The 19034-nt window shown below is 57.9% G+C and carries 18 protein-coding genes; 12 read left to right on the top strand and 6 right to left on the bottom strand.

The window, feature by feature from the left end; all coding sequences use genetic code 11:
- Nucleotides 1-15: 15 nt before the first annotated feature.
- From BM152_RS00090 to BM152_RS00070, 5 genes are all read left to right on the top strand, one after another.
- Nucleotides 16-1002 (top strand): type II secretion system F family protein, encoded by a 987-nt coding sequence (locus BM152_RS00090; RefSeq protein WP_066602787.1) that lies wholly within the window; start codon nt 16-18, stop codon nt 1000-1002.
- 43 nt (nt 1003-1045) lie between these two features.
- The gene (locus BM152_RS00085; protein ID WP_082715348.1) at nt 1046-1621 is read left to right on the top strand and encodes a tetratricopeptide repeat protein; all 576 of its coding nucleotides are present in this window, start codon (nt 1046-1048) and stop codon (nt 1619-1621) included.
- Between the two features lie 138 nt (nt 1622-1759).
- Entirely contained in the window at nt 1760-2635 is an 876-nt protein-coding gene (locus BM152_RS00080) for a tetratricopeptide repeat protein (RefSeq protein WP_066602780.1), read from the top strand.
- 6 nt (nt 2636-2641) lie between these two features.
- Nucleotides 2642-3133 carry an A24 family peptidase gene (locus tag BM152_RS00075; RefSeq protein ID WP_066602777.1) on the top strand — a complete coding sequence of 164 codons (492 nt, stop codon included), beginning with the start codon at nt 2642-2644 and terminating at the stop codon, nt 3131-3133.
- Nucleotides 3134-3333: 200 nt separating this feature from the next.
- A complete protein-coding gene (locus BM152_RS00070) occupies nt 3334-4641 on the top strand; it encodes a P-loop NTPase family protein (protein ID WP_066602774.1) in 1308 nt (435 codons plus the stop codon).
- 504 nt (nt 4642-5145) lie between these two features.
- Here BM152_RS00070 and BM152_RS00065 read toward each other — a convergent pair.
- A complete protein-coding gene (locus BM152_RS00065) occupies nt 5146-6129 on the bottom strand; it encodes a phosphatase PAP2 family protein (protein ID WP_066602771.1) in 984 nt (327 codons plus the stop codon).
- 372 nt (nt 6130-6501) lie between these two features.
- On the opposite strand from BM152_RS00065, the gene ettA reads away from it, so the two are divergent.
- A complete protein-coding gene (ettA, locus tag BM152_RS00060; RefSeq protein WP_066602770.1) occupies nt 6502-8157 on the top strand; it encodes an energy-dependent translational throttle protein EttA in 1656 nt (551 codons plus the stop codon).
- 80 nt (nt 8158-8237) lie between these two features.
- On the opposite strand, the gene BM152_RS00055 is transcribed toward ettA, so the two are convergent.
- Together BM152_RS00055 and BM152_RS00050 are read right to left on the bottom strand one after the other, a co-directional pair.
- The gene (locus BM152_RS00055; RefSeq protein ID WP_139222454.1) at nt 8238-9095 is read right to left on the bottom strand and encodes an RNA helicase; all 858 of its coding nucleotides are present in this window, start codon (nt 9093-9095) and stop codon (nt 8238-8240) included.
- A gap of 241 nt (nt 9096-9336) precedes the next feature.
- The gene (locus BM152_RS00050; RefSeq protein ID WP_231730513.1) at nt 9337-9750 is read right to left on the bottom strand and encodes a BrnA antitoxin family protein; all 414 of its coding nucleotides are present in this window, start codon (nt 9748-9750) and stop codon (nt 9337-9339) included.
- Between the two features lie 292 nt (nt 9751-10042).
- Here BM152_RS00050 and BM152_RS00045 point away from each other — a divergent pair, with 292 nt between their 5' ends.
- Nucleotides 10043-10249: a cold-shock protein gene (locus BM152_RS00045; protein ID WP_066602754.1), complete on the top strand. Its 207-nt coding sequence runs from the start codon at nt 10043-10045 to the stop codon at nt 10247-10249.
- A gap of 101 nt (nt 10250-10350) precedes the next feature.
- On the opposite strand, the gene BM152_RS00040 is transcribed toward BM152_RS00045, so the two are convergent.
- Nucleotides 10351-10860, bottom strand: coding sequence for an alkylphosphonate utilization protein (locus BM152_RS00040; protein ID WP_066602751.1), 510 nt, complete (start codon nt 10858-10860; stop codon nt 10351-10353).
- 198 nt (nt 10861-11058) lie between these two features.
- Between BM152_RS00040 and BM152_RS00035 the strand changes: the two genes are divergently transcribed.
- Nucleotides 11059-12822: an autotransporter assembly complex protein TamA gene (locus BM152_RS00035; RefSeq protein WP_066602748.1), complete on the top strand. Its 1764-nt coding sequence runs from the start codon at nt 11059-11061 to the stop codon at nt 12820-12822.
- A complete protein-coding gene (locus tag BM152_RS00030) occupies nt 12822-16109 on the top strand; it encodes a translocation/assembly module TamB domain-containing protein (RefSeq protein ID WP_066602742.1) in 3288 nt (1095 codons plus the stop codon). Before BM152_RS00035 ends, BM152_RS00030 begins: the two co-directional genes overlap by 1 nt.
- Before the next feature lie 10 nt (nt 16110-16119).
- Here BM152_RS00030 and BM152_RS00025 read toward each other — a convergent pair whose 3' ends face one another.
- Nucleotides 16120-16728, bottom strand: coding sequence for a DNA-3-methyladenine glycosylase I (locus BM152_RS00025; RefSeq protein WP_066602740.1), 609 nt, complete (start codon nt 16726-16728; stop codon nt 16120-16122).
- Nucleotides 16729-16838: 110 nt separating this feature from the next.
- On the bottom strand, nt 16839-17282 hold the full coding sequence (irrA, locus tag BM152_RS00020; protein WP_170845850.1) for an iron response transcriptional regulator IrrA: 444 nt from the start codon (nt 17280-17282) through the stop codon (nt 16839-16841).
- A 209-nt stretch (nt 17283-17491) separates the two neighbouring features.
- Between irrA and fabA the strand changes: the two genes are divergently transcribed.
- The 3 genes from fabA to BM152_RS00005 form a co-directional block, all read left to right on the top strand.
- Nucleotides 17492-18001, top strand: coding sequence for a bifunctional 3-hydroxydecanoyl-ACP dehydratase/trans-2-decenoyl-ACP isomerase (gene fabA, locus BM152_RS00015; RefSeq protein WP_066602739.1), 510 nt, complete (start codon nt 17492-17494; stop codon nt 17999-18001).
- A gap of 168 nt (nt 18002-18169) precedes the next feature.
- A complete protein-coding gene (locus BM152_RS00010; RefSeq protein ID WP_066602737.1) occupies nt 18170-18745 on the top strand; it encodes a hypothetical protein in 576 nt (191 codons plus the stop codon).
- Nucleotides 18746-18774: 29 nt separating this feature from the next.
- A partial coding sequence (locus BM152_RS00005; protein WP_074913873.1) for a transposase occupies nt 18775-19034 on the top strand: 260 nt, incomplete at its 3' end.

Below are 19034 nucleotides of genomic sequence, written 5' to 3'. Positions count from 1 at the left end.
GAAAGGACAATCCCGATGCAAGAGATATTTTCTGCCATTCTGGGCGATCAACTCGGGCCTTTCGGACCGCTGATCCTCATGGGCACATTGGGCGCGGTGCTGATCCTCTTCACCCTGCCTGTGTTGTTGAAAAAGAAACAGGACCCGCTGGACCGCCTGCGCGACCAGATCAAGACAAGCAAGGATGTCGCCAACGGGAAAGCCCCCGCCAGACTGCGCTATGACAACCAAAAAGGCGCGAGGCTCGAAAAATACTCCGCGTTTCTTGAGCCGCAGGACGAGGAAGAATATTCCGCCGCCCAGCTCAAAATGATTCAGGCAGGGTATCGCTCCAAGAACGCGGTGCGCATGTTCCACTTTGCCCAGTTCGCGATGGGACTCGGCGCTTTGGCGCTTGGGCTAATCTATGCACTGCTGAAATCGGCGCAACAGGACATGAGCCCGAAATCTCTGGTCCTGACCGTTCTGCTGCCCGGCGTGATCGGCTATATGGCGCCCAAATACTGGGTAACCCGTAGGATCGAGGCCCGCAAAGAAGAGATCGTCAACGGCTTTCCCGACTCGCTCGATTTGATGCTCGTGTGTGTCGAAGCCGGTCAGTCTCTCGATCAGGCCATCATCCGTGTGGCCGTTGAAATCCGGGCCGGCTTTCCGGCTCTGGCGGATGAATATGAAATCGTCTCCCACGAGATCAAGGCCGGTAAGGACAAGAGCGTGGTGCTCAAAGACATGGCGGAGCGGTGCGGCGTGCCGGATGTGGCCTCTTTCGTCACCGTGTTGATCCAGTCGCAACAGTTCGGGACCTCGATTGCCGATGCCCTGCGGATTTACGCGGCCGAGATGCGCGACAAACGCGTGATGCGCGCCGAGGAAGCCGCCAACAAGTTGCCGACCAAGATGACCCTTGCCACAATGATGCTGACCGTGCCGCCGCTTTTGATCATTCTGATTGGCCCCTCGGTCTATGACATCTATACATTGCTCAACGAAACCAATTTCTGACCCCTTTCACGGGCAACTGGTTCAGGGCAAAACAGGGGACATCATGCCTCACCGACATATGCGCGCGCCTCTCGGGGCCGCGCTTTTCCTCTCTCTTCTGGCCGCCTGCCAATCCGGCGGTCTCAAACCGCTTGCTGATGCGGGGGACTACGCGCCTGTGGGCGTGGATACAACGGAGCAAGCCGTGGACGGTCTCACCGTCGGTCACCGCCTTATGGCCGCGGGCGAATATGAACTCGCACTCAAAGCCTATTACCGCGCCGCCCTTCACCAGGGCATGACGGTCGACACCCTGTCCGCCATCGGCTCGGCCAAGCTGCGGCTCGGGCGGATGGGACAGGCGGAGCGGGATCTGCGGCAGGCCATCGAACTGGATGAAACTTTTGTGCCCGCGTGGAACAACCTTGGCGTCGCGCTGATGGAACAGGGCAAATATGGCGAGGCCGAGCGCGTATTCCGCACCGCCTTTGCCTTGGACAGTGGCGAATCTGCCGAAATCCGTGACAATTTGCGCTTGGCCCTCGCTAAAATGGAAAATCCTGAGTATAGTGACGTCTACGAGAGCAATTTTACCTTGGTGCGCCGCGGGACGGGAGAATATCTTATCCTTGCACGCTGAGACCGCCTGAGACCCGAAAACGGGCCGGAGGTCGATAACAGGGCAAAACAAACGAGATTGAGGCAACAGGGTCCAAAAGGCACGAAAGCCACGGGGAACAACCCCAAGGACCAGAGCAGACAAGAGGTGGCAGGCACCATGAGCAGTATTTTCGTGCGCAAATTTCCTATTTTCACCCTCGCGATTGCGGGGACGGTGGCGCTTACGGCCTGCCAGAAACCCTTTGGCGGGGATGTGCGCCGCGCCGACACCTCCGTGAATGCCATCGACGGCACCGGCATTTCGGATGTCATGCTCAATGCCGCCGATCCGGCTGAAGCCGTGTCCTATTTCTCACGATCCGTGGGCGAAAACCCCGACCGGATCGACCTGCGCCGCGGGCTGGCCAAATCCCTGATCCGCGCGGGCGAGAACGACGCCGCTGTCGAAGCTTGGAAATCCGTGGTTGAACACGAAGACTCCACCAATGATGACAAGGTGGACTACGCCGACGCGCTCATCCGCACCGGCGCATGGGACGAGGCCGAAGCCCAGCTCGACAGCGTGCCGCCCACCCATGAGACCTACAAGCGCTACCGCCTTGAGGCGATGATTGCCGACAGCAATCAGGAATGGAAAAACGCCGACAGTTTCTACCAGACCGCCGTGGGCCTGACGACGCGCCCCTCCGGCGTGCTCAACAACTGGGGCTACTCGAAAATGACACGCGGCGAATACAAAGAGGCCGAAAAACTCTTTGCCAAAGCCATCACCTATGACCCGACGCTGTTCACCGCCAAGAACAACCTCGTTCTGGCCCGTGGCGCCCAAGGCCAATACGATCTGCCCGTCATGGAAATGACCCAGACCGAACGCGCCCAGCTGCTCTACACGCTGGGGCTGACGGCTGTGAAATCCGGCGATGTCGCCATCGGCAAGGGCTTGATCAAGGAAGCCATCGACACCCATCCGCAACATTTCGAAGCCGCTGTGCGCTCGTTGCGCGCGCTTGAAGCGAATGTCTCGAACGGCTGACCTGTCATGATCTCTCTTCCCGCGCACGCCGCCCTGTGGTTTCTCCTGCCGGTCACGGTGGTCTCCTTCATCGCCGCTTTCAATGATTTGAAACGGATGAAACTGCCCAATGTGGTCGTCCTCACTCTGGCGGCGATCTATGTCGTCATGGGGCCGTTCCTTCTGCCCTTCGAACAATACCTCTGGGGCTTTGCCCATGCTGCAGTGATGTATGTCGTGGCCCTCTTCGCCTATGCCTATCTCGACGTCGGCGCGGGCGACGGCAAATTCGCGGCAGCCATGTCCATGTTCATCCCGTTTGCGGACCTCGGAACGGTGCTGACCCTGTTTGCCGCCTTCCTGCTCGGCGCCTTCATTGCCCATCGCGGCGCACGCGCCGTGCCCGCCATCCGACGCGCCACCCCCGACTGGATTTCGTGGGAGCACAAGAAATTCCCTATGGGGCTGGCACTTTCAGGCACAATGGTCTGCTATCTGGCTCTGGCTGCATTCCTCTGATTCCTGCCATGCGCGACGTAGGCCCCCTGCCCTGCTCGCGCCACATGCCCTTCATATTGCTCCGGAAATGTCGAAATATTGCCGGATTTCTTCGCTTTAACCGAGGAGATTCGTGAACGCGGCACAAAGCCGTCGGGACATACGGCACGCCAGAAGCCGGTCCGGGAAAAGACGATACGGGAAAAGAAAGAGCAGAACAGATGGACACTACCCCGAATGTGATCGCGCCTGTTGCACCGAAACGTGCAGAAGACACGGGGCTCTCCCCCGTCATGATGCGCGATATCGTGTTGAAAACAATGTTCAGAACCAATCTCGAACAGGTCTCCAGCCTGTCCGTCGCCTTGGCACTTCCGGTCTCCGTCACACAGGACCTGATCGACAAGGCCCGCGAACAGGGGCTCGTCGAAGCCACAGGCACGTTGCACGCAGGGGCCGGTTCGGAAATGGGCTTTCGCCTCTCCGACACCGGAAAATCCCGCGCGCTCGATGCCTTGAGCCAGTCCGAATATTACGGCGCCATGCCCGTCCCGCTGGAAGACTACGCCGAACAGGTCAAACGCCAGTCGGTGCGCAATATGAAAGTAACCCGTGACGCGCTCTTGGGCGCGATGGGGCACCTGATCCTGCCGCCCGACCTGCTCGACCAGCTTGGACCTGCGGTGGGCGCTGGGCGCTCGATCCTGATGTATGGCCCGCCGGGGAACGGGAAATCCTCCATCTCCAACGGCATTCGCGACGCGCTTGGCGATCTGATCTATGTGCCGCGGGCGATCGAATACAACGGCTCGGTGATCACCGTCTATGACCCGCTGATGCACGTCAAACGCGAAGACCCCGAAGACGATGTCAACGCGCTGCGCAAAACCGCGAACCGGTTTGACCGCCGCTATGTGCGCTGCGAACGACCCTCGGTTGTGACGGGGGGCGAACTGTCGCTCGACATGCTCGATCTGGTCTACAACCCGACCGCACGGACCTATCAGGCTCCGTTGCAGCTCAAATCCACCGGCGGCATCTTCATCGTGGACGACCTTGGTCGCCAAGAGGAACCGCCGCAAAAACTCGTCAACCGCTGGATCGTGCCGCTTGAGGAAAGCAAGGATATTCTCGCGCTCCAGTCCGGCGAGAAATTCGAGGTGCCCTTTGACACGCTGGTGATTTTCTCCACCAACTTCCACCCGAACAAGATCTTCGATACCGCCGCCCTGCGCCGGATTTTCTACAAGATCAAGATCGACGGGCCGGATCAGGCGGGCTTCCTGAAAATCTTCGCCATGGTCGCGCGCAAAAAGAAAATGCCGCTGGACGAGGACGCCTTGGTGTATCTGCTCAAAGAGAAATACCCGACCATCGACAATGTCTACGCCAACTACCAGCCGGTGTTCCTCATCGACCAAATGATCTCCATCTGCGAGTTCGAAGGCATCCCCTACCAGATGACGCCGGAACTGGTGGAACGCGCTTGGGCGAACATGTTCGTCAAGGAAAGCGAATTCGCACACTAAAGCGTTTCTCAAAAACCTTGAGACCCTCAATTTTTGAGAAGCGCAGCAACATCAATGCAGTGTGGACACGCTTTTCGCTCAATCTGATTCAGATTAACCGAAAAACGCCTTAACCTGTCACGGTCGGCCGGGGACAAGCGCGGGATCCTGTTGTCTTGCAAGGGGAAAGCCCTGCGCGAAACCTGCGGAGGGCAGCCCTTTGGGCAGGCATGGAGGATGTGAGTATTTTGGCCATCAGAAAGCCTGATGGGGTGGTTAGGGTGCGGCGTGGCGCACGGGACCACAGAGTGCCTCCGACGGAGGGTTGGACCTCGCGGCACCGGCGCTCATAGACTGGCTTCGATATTTTAGTATCGGAGCATTTCCCATGACCGCCCAGCGCCTGACCATCCCGAAACCTGAGATTGATGGTGCACGCTCAGCTTGTGATCCGTGTTCACCATTTTTACCCCGCGTCCCGAGCAAATGGCTCGATATCATACAAGCTTCTCTCCGCGTTGCGGCTCAAGCCATACCATCCTTGCGCACCATCCACCCAGCGAGCTTCCAGCCAAGCACCGAGATCAGCGCACCGAAGTATCCGTCGATCGCGTAGTGCCATGCAAGCATGACGGACCCAACCATAATAATACCTGCAAACACGGCCATAACCCGCCCCGCCCAGCGGCCATAGGTATAGGCATAGAGCATCATGAGCACGCTTGATGCGACATGCATGCTCGGCATTGCCGAAATGCCACCCCCCCGCCCCTCAGCCATATAGCCATCCCAAAGCATCTCATGCACATTGAGCGACCAGATACGGCCAATCGCGTCATACCCTTTGAGTGTCTCGGTCAGGGCCACGAAATCCGTCCCAAAACCAAGGCGCTCATAGTAAACCGGCCCCGCCGAAGACAGCAGCGTCGCAATCACATTGCCCCCTCCGAACCAGACCAGTACGAAGGCAATCAGGTAGCGGTAATGCGTGGCCCGGTTCTCCTTAGAGAAACAGGCCAGGAGCACCGAGAAATATATCAGAAAAAGCCAGCCATGATAGGCCGCATTGACCCCGGTTGCAACCATCGGTGTCCCGATCAGACCCAGTATAATCTTGTAAGGCTCGGTACCGAAATGCAGCACACGATCCCATTCGGCAAAGGTTGCATCCCAGGAAAACGGATGAATGTAGGGAATCGCAAATTTGAGATATGAGAACGTCCCCATGAAAACAATGAAGGCCGCCAGAGACACCATCCCGATGCTCATCCGCTCGAAATCAAGGAAGACCCGCACCACATCCGCGACCATCTGGTGGATCGGGCGCTCAGGGCGCAGTACGAAGGCGAGATACATAAACCGCCCCACCAACAGCAAGATGAGGTAGAGCGGCAACAGCACCGTAAACAGCACCATCAGCGAACTGAACGTGCCCGTCTCGAACGGCACGCCAATCAAGCCGCTGACATAGGTAGCCGCCACCACAGTCACCAGCACACAGGCGATCAATAGGCGATTCCTTATAAGGCACTGCGGCCAAACCCAAAAAAAGCTGCGCGAATGTTCTGTCTGCATAGACATGATTTCTGCCTCCAGTTCTATCGTTGGGCACGAAAAAACAGGAAAAATAGGCAAGGATAAGGCAGAATTGAGCCGACATTTCCAAAATATTGTCTTCGGCTGAAAAAGGGCGCCTCAGTCAGTTCAAAAGAAAGTCGGGGCATTTCGTTCTCAAAATTCGTTCAGGGCCTGAAATTCAGGTTAGGCGACATTCAACAACTTATACAATACGTGGCGCGCTCAGGAAGATAACCCCCCTTCCCATCCCCCCCTCTCACACGTTAAACCTCCCGCCAAACCTGTGATCCCAAGGAGCCGACAATGGCAGCCAATCAATTCGTCTACTTCATGGACGGCGTGTCCAAGACCTACCCCGGCGGCAAGAAAGTGTTCGAGAACATCCGCCTCAACTTCCTGCCCGGCGTGAAGATCGGTGTGGTCGGTGTCAACGGCACCGGTAAATCCACGCTCATGCGGATCATGGCTGGTCAGGACAAGGACTTCCAGGGCGAGGCCTGGGCCGCCGAAGGGGCGCGCGTCGGCTATCTTCCGCAGGAGCCCGAGCTTGACCCGTCGCTTGACGTGCGCGGCAATGTCATGCTTGGCGTGGCGGAGAAAAAGGCCATCCTCGACCGCTACAACGAGTTGGCGATGAACTACTCGGACGAGACCGCCGAGGAAATGGCCCAGCTTCAAGACAAGATCGACGCCGAGAACCTCTGGGATCTCGACAGCCAGATCGACGTGTCGATGGAGGCCCTGCGCTGCCCGCCGGATGATGCCGATGTCACCACGCTTTCGGGCGGTGAGAAACGCCGTGTCGCGCTGTGCAAACTGCTGCTCGAAGCCCCCGACATGCTGCTCCTCGACGAACCGACCAACCACCTCGATGCCGAGACCATCGCGTGGCTGCAACAGCACCTCATCGACTACAAGGGCACGATCCTGATCGTCACCCACGACCGCTATTTCCTCGATGACATCACCGGCTGGATTCTCGAACTCGACCGCGGCGCGGGCATCCCCTACGAGGGCAACTATTCCTCATGGCTCGAACAAAAGGCCAAACGCCTTGAGCGCGAAGCCCGCGAGGACAAGGGTCGCCAGAAAACCCTCGAACGCGAACTCGAATGGATGCGTCAGGGGCAAAAGGCGCGTCAGGCGAAACAGAAAGCGCGGATCAACGCCTATAACGAACTGGCCTCGCAATCCGAGCGCGAGAAAATCTCCCGCGCCCAGATCGTTATCCCCAACGGCCCGCGTCTCGGCTCCAAGGTGATCGAGGTCGAAGGTCTCAAGAAAGCGATGGGCGACAAGCTTCTGATCGAAGACCTGTCCTTCTCCCTGCCGCCGGGCGGGATCGTCGGCGTGATCGGCCCCAACGGTGCCGGTAAATCGACCCTGTTCAAAATGCTCACCGGTCAGGAAACCCCTGATGCGGGCACGGTGGACTATGGCGACACGGTCAAACTGAGCTACGTGGACCAGAGCCGCGACGACCTCGACCCCAACGCCACCGTGTTCGAAGCCATCTCCGACGGGCAACAGATCATCCAGCTTGGCGATGCGGAAGTGAACGGGCGGGCCTATTGCTCGACCTTCAACTTCAAAGGCGGCGACCAGCAGAAGAAGGTCGGCGTGCTGTCAGGCGGGGAACGCAACCGTGTCCACATGGCGCGGCTGCTGAAATCCGGCGGCAACGTGCTGCTGCTCGATGAGCCGACCAACGACCTCGACGTGGAGACGCTACGCGCACTCGAAGATGCGCTGACCGACTTTGCAGGCTGTGCGGTGGTGATCTCCCACGACCGTTTCTTCCTCGACCGGATCTGTACGCATATTCTGGCCTTTGAGGGTGACGCGCATGTGGAATGGTTCGAAGGCGACTTTACGGCCTATGAAGAGGACAAAAAGCGGCGTCTGGGACCGGATGCGCTTGAGCCTAAACGGTTGAAGTATAAGAAGTTTTCACGGTAAGAACATGCAAAGGCGCCTTCGGGCGCCTTTGGTTTTTAGATAGGACATGGAGATATTGGGAAAAGCGAGTTTAATCAACTTCACCCGAATGCTTCTATTTCTCGAAGCACTTCCGAAACAGCTTTTTTTGCCATGTCTACTCCACCATAAAGGTTCACTAAACTAGGGTTTTCATTTATCAGCTTTGTTGCAAACTTTTCTTTCTCAACCGAACTAAATCCATTTTTAAATTTGTTGTCAGTGAGCGCCGAATTTACGACTTCCTGCATGAAAATATCTCGAACCTTACCTTTATTGCCCTTTAAAGGTTGAAACGAGTGATTTCGAGAAGGCAAGTTCTGTGAGTTGATCGCGTCTCTTTTTATATCAAGAGCTATTGCCTTAAGTGTTTGCAATTCTCTTAATAAATAGTCTTCTTTATCAACTTCTTTCGTTTCAAGGCCTGTTACCTTAAACTTACCAAAGTGCTTCAAAAACGACTGATAATTTGGCTTCTTACTCGCCTCCAATGTTGCAGTGAGTTTGGCCGCTAAGTTTTCTTTTAAATCGACGATTTCATTGTATCGAAGCCCTCGCGGATATTCGAGATGTTCGATTGGAGAGGTGTCAAAGCTATATGAAGTCTGATCATCCTTTAATACAATCGCAGGCTTATCAAATGCCAAACGTAATCCAAGCTCAAACATCACATTTGCATTCTTGGCACTAACATCACACACGATAATATCTGCGTCGTATATATTCTGCACAATGCGTGCTTGTATCACCCCGATATCATCAGATTGGCTAACGAGCTTCGCCTCGAAACCGGCATTCTCCGCTGCCTCCTCGATGATTGATCGCACGTCCGCCCAGTGAGAACTTGGGCAGCCATCAATCTCGGATATGGGCATTACAATACCGCAAACCTTTTTACTGGAACTTTCGTCTTTGGACATATTGCACCGTAATATCTATTAAGTATTCCAAACATTACTACGGCTTTTGATATTCTCAACCCCCGAGCCTGACCCGAGGGAGGGAGCGTGAAACGCGCCCGCCCGTGGGGGCGGGGCAGGCGCGTCAAAGATGCGTTGCATCTTTGAATAGCCCGCAACCGGCGCACTTCAAAAAGCCCTGCGTATTCCTCTATCAGAGAGCGAAGCAAACGGTTGCACCGCAGCATCTTTGTATCCCCCCTCACTCCGTATCCCGCCACGCCGCCATCTGCGCTTCCTCGCTCAGGCCCGCTTTGCGTGCGGCCATTAACGCATCGAATTTGCGTTCGGTGATCGCCAGTTCCGCGATCTTCATTTGGGCATAGGTGCCAAGCACATGGTTGATCCGCGCCTGATAGCCCTGCCCCTGCGCCCGAAAGAATTTCGCCACGCTCTCGTCAAGGCGCAGCGTCACCTTCACCTTCTTCTCCCGCACGTCGATGTCCTGCTCCAGCGTCGCCCATGCTTCCGGCACGATCTGCGCCACGTCCCAGTCATAGGGATCGAGCCGCCCCAGTTCGGTCGCGTGGCGCTGCAACCGCTCGCGGGCCAGCCGCTGGGTTTTGGTCAGGCGCGGCGGGCGCGGCGCGGACTGTCTGGGCGGGATACGGGTCATGGCACTCTCCGTCATGGCACTCTCGGGTATGGGGCCACCCTGCCATCGGGCGGTTAACATCGCCTGAGAGCAGCGCACGCGAGGGTCCGACAGAAGTCCGACGCAAAACAGACGATTTTCCGACCCTCTGAAAATACTTCTATCTTTCTGCACGGAATCATGCGATAAGCCTTCTTGCGACGTTACCTCTATCGACCCTTCTGTTCTCCTTCATCGGCTACAGTCTTCGATCGACCACTGACTAGCCGGGTCCCTGCAATAGTGTGAGGGGCATAAAATTAGGAGATACACGATGGCTAATGGCACCGTGAAATGGTTCAACTCAACTAAAGGCTTCGGCTTCATTCAGCCTGAAGGCGGCAGCAAAGACGTGTTCGTTCACATCTCCGCTGTTGAGCGTTCCGGCCTCACCGGCCTTGCTGATGGCGCGAAAGTTACTTTCGACATCGAAGCTGGTCGCGACGGTCGTGAGTCCGCAGTGAACCTCGAGCTGGTCTAAACCACTCTTCGGCCTCAGGGCCGAGCCATGATAGAGAAAACGCCCACGATTTCGTGGGCGTTTTTGTTTGTTTTGAATGCGTTAAATACGTTTTTTAGAAATCAGCGTTTCTTCACAAATTCGGTCAAAATCACGATCCGCTGGCCTTCAACACGGCCTTCGATGTGATTTTCATTGTCCTGCACGAGCGAAATACCCCGCACAGCCGTGCCGCGCTTTGCGGTAAAGCCTCCGCCTTTGACCGGCAGATCCTTGATCAGCACCACTGTATCGCCAGAACTCAGAACCGCCCCGAGACTGTCGCGGTGGATCACGTCGGGACCGGCCGCCTTGGCCCATTCTTCGACTTCCGGCTCCAGATACAGCATATCAAGCGCATCTGCCGCCCAGCCTTCTTCGCGGAAACGGTTGAGCAAGCGCCACGAGATGACCTTGACCGCATCACTCTCCGACCACATGGAGGTGGTCAGTGCTTCCCAATGGCCTTCGGGCACGGCTTCGCCCTTGAGCCCGCTCGCACAGGTCCCGCACAGACTGACCACATCGGTGCGCGGCTGCGCCGTCACCTCGGTCAAATCCCCTTCGGCCCCACATATTTCACATTGCGCCATATCGTCCTCCTGATTGTTATCCGAAAGGATTTAAGGCCCAGTCCCCGTAGGGACAAGCGACAAACCGCCGCTACGATTTCGCGTCAGAAAACTGTCGTAGAAAATCCTCTTTAATCTCGCGGTGGAACACAGCATAGTTGGGTCGTGTTCAAGACGGGGGGGAACCGTCTGAGGGAAAGGCCGACTGTGCGGAATGTTATGAAATTGGCCACTGCGCTCGCGATCTGTAGTTCTGCAGCGCATGCCTTTGAAGCCCGGCTCGAAACCACAGCCGACGACGATCTGGCCAAGCGGTTGCGGGCGGCGTCAGCCGTGATTGAAGCGGCGGATACGGAGGTCACGGCCCCCGAAGAGATCATCGCGGCGGTGCAATCCGACTATCGCACGCTGATCGGGACGCTCTACCGCGAGGGCTATTACGGGCCACGCATTTCCATTCGGGTGGATGGCCGTGAAGGCGCATCTATGTCCCTGATTTCCCTACCCTCCCAAGTTCAGTCCGTGGTGATCGAAGTCACCCCCGGCCAGCGCTTTGTCTTTGGCGAGACCACGGTTGCGCCGCTGGCCAGGGGCACAGAGTTGCCGGCGGATTTCAAACGCGGCGAGGTTGCGCATTCCTATCTCGTCGGCGATGCGACAGAGGCGGCGATCGAAAGCTGGCGCGAAGCGTCGCACGCAAAAGCCGTACTCAAAGATCAGAGCATCATCGCGGATCACCCAGAAAAGACTCTGGACGTCGATGTCGAGATTGACCCCGGTCCGGCGGTGAAATTCGGCAAGCTGCAATTCTCCGGAAGGACCACCGTGCGCGATGGCCGCCTGTCACGGATCGCCAACCTGCCCACCGGCTCCTCCTACCATCCGGAGAAGCTCGACCTTGTGACCAAACGCCTGCAGAAAACCGGCACCTTCCGCTCGATCACCCTGCGCGAAGCCGAAGAGTTGAACGCCGACGGCACCCTCGACATCACCGCCACGCTGATTGATGACAAGCCGCGCCGCCTCGGTTTCGGTGCAGAACTGTCCTCGCTCGAAGGCGGCACGCTGAGCGCCTACTGGATGCATCGCAACATTACCAACAATGCCGACAGGCTGCGGTTTGATGCTGAGATTTCCGGCATCGGCGGCACCAACGAGATCGACGCCACCCTGTCCGCAAGCTACCGCCGTCCGGCAACGGTGACGCGCAAGACTACGCTGGTGCTGGCCGCCGAACTCGAACATCTTAACGAGCCGGATTACACCTCCGACATCGGGGAATTCACCTTCGGGTTCGATGTGGAAACCTCGCCCAATTCAACCTTCTATGCAGGTCTCGGCTATCGCTATTCCCAGGTTGAGGACGATCTCGGCTCACGCGATTTCTCCTATATCATCCTGCCAATCGAAGGCTCTCGGGACACGCGGGACAACTCTCTGAACCCGACCAGAGGCACCTATTTCGAAGCCGACATCACCCCGTTTCTCAGCCTGAACGAAGCCTCCAGCGGCGTCCGTATTTTTGCCGACGGGCGGAGCTATATCTCCTTTGGCGGTGACGACCGGTTTATCCTTGCCGGACGGGTGCAACTGGGCTCGATTTCTGGCGCGGATTACACCGATGTCTCCACCGATATGCTGTTTTTCTCCGGCGGCGGCGGCACCGTGCGCGGGCAACCCTATCAATCCTTGGGCGTTGATCTGGGCAGCGGCGACGAGATCGGCGGATCCAGTTTTCTGGGCCTCTCCGGCGAATTGCGCGCCAAGGTGAAGGGCAATATTTCCGCTGTCGGGTTCTACGATCTCGGCGGGATCGGCACCACCGCCCTGCCCGGCGAAGATGCGGAATGGCATGCGGGCGCCGGTCTGGGCCTGCGCTACAACACAGGCTTCGGCCCGATCCGTCTCGACCTCGCCGGCCCTGTTTCCGGCGACACGGGTGACGGGCTGCAAATCTATATCGGAATCGGGCAGGCCTTTTGATGAAACGCGTTTTTCCACTTACCGCCGGTCTTTTGCTGCCTGTCGCGCTGATTGCACAGGACACAGAAAGCACCGACCGCGACCGCTCCATGATCGTCGGGTTTCTTGAGGACAACCTCTCGGGCGCAGGCCGCGACATCCGCATTGAAGGCTTCAAGGGCCTGCTCTCCTCCACCGCCACGATGGAGGAACTGACCATCGCCGACGAGACCGGCGTCTGGTTCACCTTGCGCAATGCCGAACTGGACTGGAGCCGCACCGCGCTTCTGGCCGGTCGGGTCGAGGTCACACGGATTGCCGCCGAAGAAATCCTGTTCGAGCGTCTGCCGGAAACCACTGACGAAGGCATCGACGTGCCCGATCCGGAGGCCACGCCCTTTGCCCTGCCGGACCTGCCGGTTTCCATCGACATCGGCGCGATTGAGGCCGAGCGCGTCCGTCTTGGCGCACCGGTTTTAAAACTTGGCGAGGCGGTCGAGCTTTCCCTCACCGGCTCTGCCAAACTGGCCGACGGCTCTGGCGCAACCAATCTCCAGATCGAACGGATCGACTCCAAAGAGGGACAATTCGCCGTCGCGGTCTCTTATGACAACGAAACCGACGTGCTGGACCTCGACATCTCGCTGAACGAGGGCGCGGGCGGGCTGATCTCGACGCTGGGCAACCTGCCCGGCTCTCCGCCACTGGCCCTGACCGCCCAAGGCGCAGGGCCGCTTGACGACTTCACCGCCGACATTGCGCTGGCGACCCACGGCGAAGACCGCCTGACGGGCCAGATCGCGCTCAGAGCCGATCCTGACCCCGACGCGCCCGCCGACGCAGCCGCCCCGCGCCGGTTCTCCGCCGATCTCTCCGGTGATCTCACCCCGCTCTTCAGCGCGGATTATGCGCAATTCTTCGGCCCCTCCTCCACGCTCACCGCAGCAGGCGTGTCCTATCCCGAGGGCGGTTTTGATCTTGATCGTTTTGCCCTGTCCACCCGCACCCTGTCGCTGGTCGGCTCCACCACCATCGGCGCGGATGGCTGGCCCAGTGCCTTCTCCGTTTCCGGCACGCTGGAAAGCCCCGACGACCGCCCTGTTCTTTTGCCCTTCGGCGAAAGCCGCTCCATGGTGCAGCAGGCCGATATTATCGCCAAATACGATGTGACACGCGGGCAAAGCTGGTCCGCGAATATCGATGTCAGCGACTACACACAGGACGGGCTGGCCATCGCCTCCGCCCGCATCGGCGCACAAGGGACGATCACTCAGCAAAGCACAGCCACAAGCACGGCTCTGGGCGCAATCAAGGCCCGCTTCGGCCTGACGGTTCAGGGGCTTGCCTCTGATGATCCTGCCCTACAAGCGGCTATTGGCTATGCGCCTGCGATTACCGGTGATGTCTACTGGCGCGAGGGTGAACCCTTTATCATCCAGAGCCTTGAGGCTCGCACCGACGCGACCCGCGCCAGTGCCTCCGGTCAGATCAGCGGCTTTGACACCGGATTTGAATTCACCGGCACGCTCGGCCTCGACACGCCAGACCTGAGCCGCTTTGCCGCCTTGTCCGGTCTCGATCTAGCTGGGGCCACAAGCGCCACGGCCAAGGTCAACATTTCTCCCCTGAACGGCACGTTCGACATTGAGGCCGAGGCCACAGGCACCGATCTGCGCACCGGCATTGAACAGCTCGACACGCTCACCGGTGGCAGCAGCGATATCCGCCTCTCCGCCAAGCGCGACGAGACCGGCGTGACCCTGCGCCCGAGCACGCTCAAAACCGCCGCTTTGGACGTCAGTGCCAACGGGGCGCTAGGCACTGATACGGGCGCGCTCAACCTGAGCGCACGCCTTGATGATGTTGCCCGCCTAGGCGTTGCCCTGAGCGGGCCTTTGACGCTGGATGCCGAGATGGCGCATAGCGGGGCAGATAGCCCTTGGAGCGCCCGCGCTGTGATGAACGGTCCGGGCGGTTCAACCGCCACGCTGTCCGGCACGCTGGCGCAAGACATGGCGCAGGCCGATCTCGACCTGACAGGCTCCGCCCCTTTGGGTCTGTCCAACCGGCTGACCAGCGCCGCGCTCACGCAGGGCACCACCACGTTCAACCTCGGGATCAATGGCCCTCTGGCACTCTCCTCCGTCAGCGGGCAGGTGCAGGTTACCCCCGGCGGGCGCATCGTGATCTCGTCGGCAGGACTGGCGCTCACCGTCAATCGCGCCGTGGCCACGCTCAACGGCGAACAGGCGCAACTGGACTTTGACGCCAGCGCCGACACGGGCGGCTCAATCACCGCCTCCGGTCAGGTCGGCCTGGGTGGCGCACTGCCCGTCGATCTCACAGTGGGTCTCAACACGCTCGGCCTCAGTGATCCGCAGCTTTATGAAACCTCGATTGACGGGGACCTGAGCATCGCTGGCTCACTCACCGGTGCGGCTAATATTTCCGGCAATTTGACCCTTGGAGAGACCAATATCACGGTCGCATCTGCAGGCATTGGCGGCGGGGGCGACATTCCCGACATCACCCATCTCGGCGCCCGATCCGGCGTGACCCAAACCCGTGACCGTGCAGGCCTCATTCAAACCGAGAGCGACGGCGGATCTTCTGCAGTCTACGGGTTGGATGTGAGGGTGTCCGCGCCGAACCAGATCTATGTGCGCGGGCGAGGGCTGGATGCCGAACTCGGGGGCCGCATCCGCGTGCGCGGCACCACGGCGGATGTGATCCCTGTCGGGCAATTCTCTTTGATCCGCGGGCGGCTGTCGCTTTTGGGCAAGCGCATCACGATGGAAGAAGGCTCGATCACCCTGCAAGGAGAACTCGACCCGATCCTCTATCTGGTAGCCGAAACCGAGACCGATACGCTCACCGTGCAACTGATCACCGAAGGTCCGCTCAGCGCACCGGAACTGACCCTGTCCTCCTCGCCGGAGCTACCCGATGACGAGATCCTCGCGCAGCTTCTTTTCGGCAAAGACCTCAGCGAGATGTCCGCGCTTCAAGCCGCGCAAATGGCCGATGCCGTAGCCACACTCGCCGGTGGCGGAAGCGGGCTTGTCGGCTCGATCCGTGACAGTTTCGGGCTGGACGATCTGGACCTTGAAACCACAGAAGAAGGCGACAGCTCCCTCAAAGTCGGCAAGTATATCTCGGATTCACTCTACACCGATGTCTCCATCGACAATGAAGGCAAATCCGAGATCAATCTGAATTACGACGCCACGGACAACATCACCCTCAAAGGCTCCGCCTCCTCGGACGGGGATACGGGCATCGGGGTGTTCTTCGAACGGGACTACTAAAACGCGGCGTTCAGCGTGGCGGCACAAACGCCGCCCACGCCGTTTCTGCTTTGGCGTAATGTGCACAATCGGGATGGTGGTCATTGACCAGACCCATCGCCTGCATAAAGGCATAACAGGTGGTCGGGCCGACGAATTTCCAACCCCGCTTTTTCAAATCCTTCGACAGGCGTTTCGAGGTTTCTGTCGTCGCGGGCACGCCTTCGATATGCCGCGCTTCCTCGCGCCCCTCATAGGTCCAGAAAAACCGCGCAAGACTGCCGAACTCCTGCTCCATCTCCCGCGCACGGGCCGCGTTGTTGATGACTGCGGCGATCTTGCCACGATGGCGCACGATGCCCTTGTCTTGCAACAGGCGCGCTATATCCGCCTGATCGAACTGGGCCACCGTGTGAAAATCGAAGTCCTTGAACGCCGCGCGGAAATTTTCGCGCTTTCGCAGGATGGTCCACCACGACAGGCCGGACTGGAAGCCTTCCAGGCAGATTTTCTCGAACAAACGACGGTCATCCGCGACCGGATATCCCCATTCCTCGTCATGGTATCGGATATATTCCGGATCGCGCGCACACCACGCACAGCGGTTTAACCCGTCCTCTGCGGTGAAAAGTTGATCCATCGAGACCTCCAGAGACAGGTGCCCGAAAGAACTTCGGGACGCGCCGTGTAACGTGTGAACGCAAAAGCCCATCGCACGTGCCGCAAGTTTCGGGCGCAGGAAATGGGCTGTTAATCGCGGGTGGCTTTGGCTTTCGGACGCAGGCGGATCACCACATCGACAGAGGCAATCTCCGTCCCCTCAGGGGCGGCAGGCAGGCGTTCGATCTTCAGCTCGCTGGAGGGCGCATCGGTCAGCTCCCCTGCACCTTCCCAGAAGAAATGCGGGTGCTCGTCCATATTGGTGTCGAAATAGCTGCGCGAGCCATCGACTGTCACCTCTTGCATCAAACCGGCGTCGCAGAAGGCTTTCAACGTGTTGTAAACCGTGGCCAGCGACACCTTTTCTCCGGCTTCGCGCGCGGCTTCGAACAGGCTCTCGGCGGTCACATGCCGGTCTTGCCCGTCCCCGACCAGAAGCTTCGCAAGCGCAACCCGCTGACGGGTCGGGCGCACGCCGCCCTCGGCCAACCAAGCCTCTCCACGGCGAATTTCGATGTCTGCAATCTGGGTCATGTGCGTTCATTTTCCTGGCTACAGAGCATAATATAGGGGGGGAAGCAGAGGAAATTCAATCGTAAATCCCTGACAAGCCGGTTCAAACCCCTTATATTGCGGGAAGAACTGCATGATTTCTTCTCCTGCCTTGCGCCTTGCACGCGCCTTATGCCGGGTGATAGAGGGAGTGCGACCTAAAAGTTAGATGGGAAGCAGGGCGTTACCACATGACCGAATATCCGACGAGCTTCACGAAAGAAGACCTTTTGAAATGTGCCGCAGGCGAGTTGTTCGGCGAGGGCAATGCCCAGCTTCCGGCGCCGCCGATGCTGATGATGGACCGCATCACCGAGATTTCCGGCGACGGCGGGGCCCATGGCAAAGGCCATGTGGTCGCAGAATTCGACATCACACCCGACCTGTGGTTCTTTGAATGCCACTTCCCCGGCAACCCGATCATGCCCGGCTGTCTCGGCCTTGACGGTCTGTGGCAGCTCACAGGCTTCAACCTCGGCTGGCGCGGCTGGAAAGGCCGCGGCTATGCGCTTGGCGTTGGCGAAGTGAAACTGACCGGCATGGTCCGCCCCGATCGCAAAATGCTTACCTACAAGATCGATTTCACCAAAGCGATCCAGACCCGCCGCCTGACCATGGGCGTCGCGGACGGGGTCGTCGAAGCCGACGGTGAAGTCATCTATCAGGTCAAAGATATGAAAGTTGCGTTGTCGGAGAATTAAGAAACGACGACATTACCAGATGAAGAGCGGCGGGGCGAAAGCCTCGCCGTTTTTTTGTGGCTGCCTGACTGGAGAAAGCGAACCCGATCACATCCCGACTTGTGAACAGGCAATAGTCAACTAACATTGGATTGAAAATGATAGGTAAGGAGGATCAAGGGGGTATAATTGAAAAGATTAAATTTACGCATTGCTCACAAAAGAATTGCAGATAAAAAAGCGCGTCAAAATGCGGCCAAATTGCAAAATCAAAAAAATTTAACCGCGAGATTCTTCAAACTATCCCGCTCTATCTACTTTGTTATTGGCTTTGCACTCGGCCTTATGGCTGATGCACTAAGCATTCCCAAAGCAATTGTAGACTTCGAGCACTACCTTGGAGGTGCGAAAGACTATGCTTACCGATTAGCTTACCGTCCCGCGAATTGGTCTGGCGTTTTCGATGCTTTCCCCGAAGGTATCACCGACATAAATGATCTGGGAATTTTAGTTCCTGCTGAAGTCACATTGAAAATAGAAAGCCATAACGGGAACGGTATCGATGGAAGGGTTTGGTGGAATAAGTCATGTGACTTCGGCGTCCCACATAAAGGATTGTTGCTCCAAGGCCGTATAAACATTGGAGGCTCTATAGCAGACGTTCAAGTGTTCGACTTCTTCAATGGAAAGAGACTGGATCTATTTGAAGGTCAGTTGATAAATGATGGTGACCTGCCCCCCACAAAATCCCTCATTTTAATGTAGAGTCTGCCCAATCTTGAAGGAGCAGACGAATGCGAAAGAGCCGTTTTACCGAGGCGCAGATAATCGGGATGATCAAGGAGCAAGAGGCTGGCATGCCGACGGCTGAGGTGTGTCGTAGACACGGCCTCAGCCCTGCGACGTTCTACAAGTTCAAGTCTAAGTATGGAGGCATGGAAGTCTCGGATGCTGCCAGGCTGAAAACGCTGGAGGACGAGAATGCCAAACTCAAGCGCCTGCTGGCTGATACGATGCTGGACAACGTCGTTCTGAAGGATTTGCTGGGAAAGAA

This window comes from Celeribacter halophilus (assembly GCF_900114135.1).
Lineage (GTDB): Bacteria > Pseudomonadota > Alphaproteobacteria > Rhodobacterales > Rhodobacteraceae > Celeribacter > Celeribacter halophilus.
This window is presented reverse-complemented; position numbering and strand designations above follow the sequence as displayed.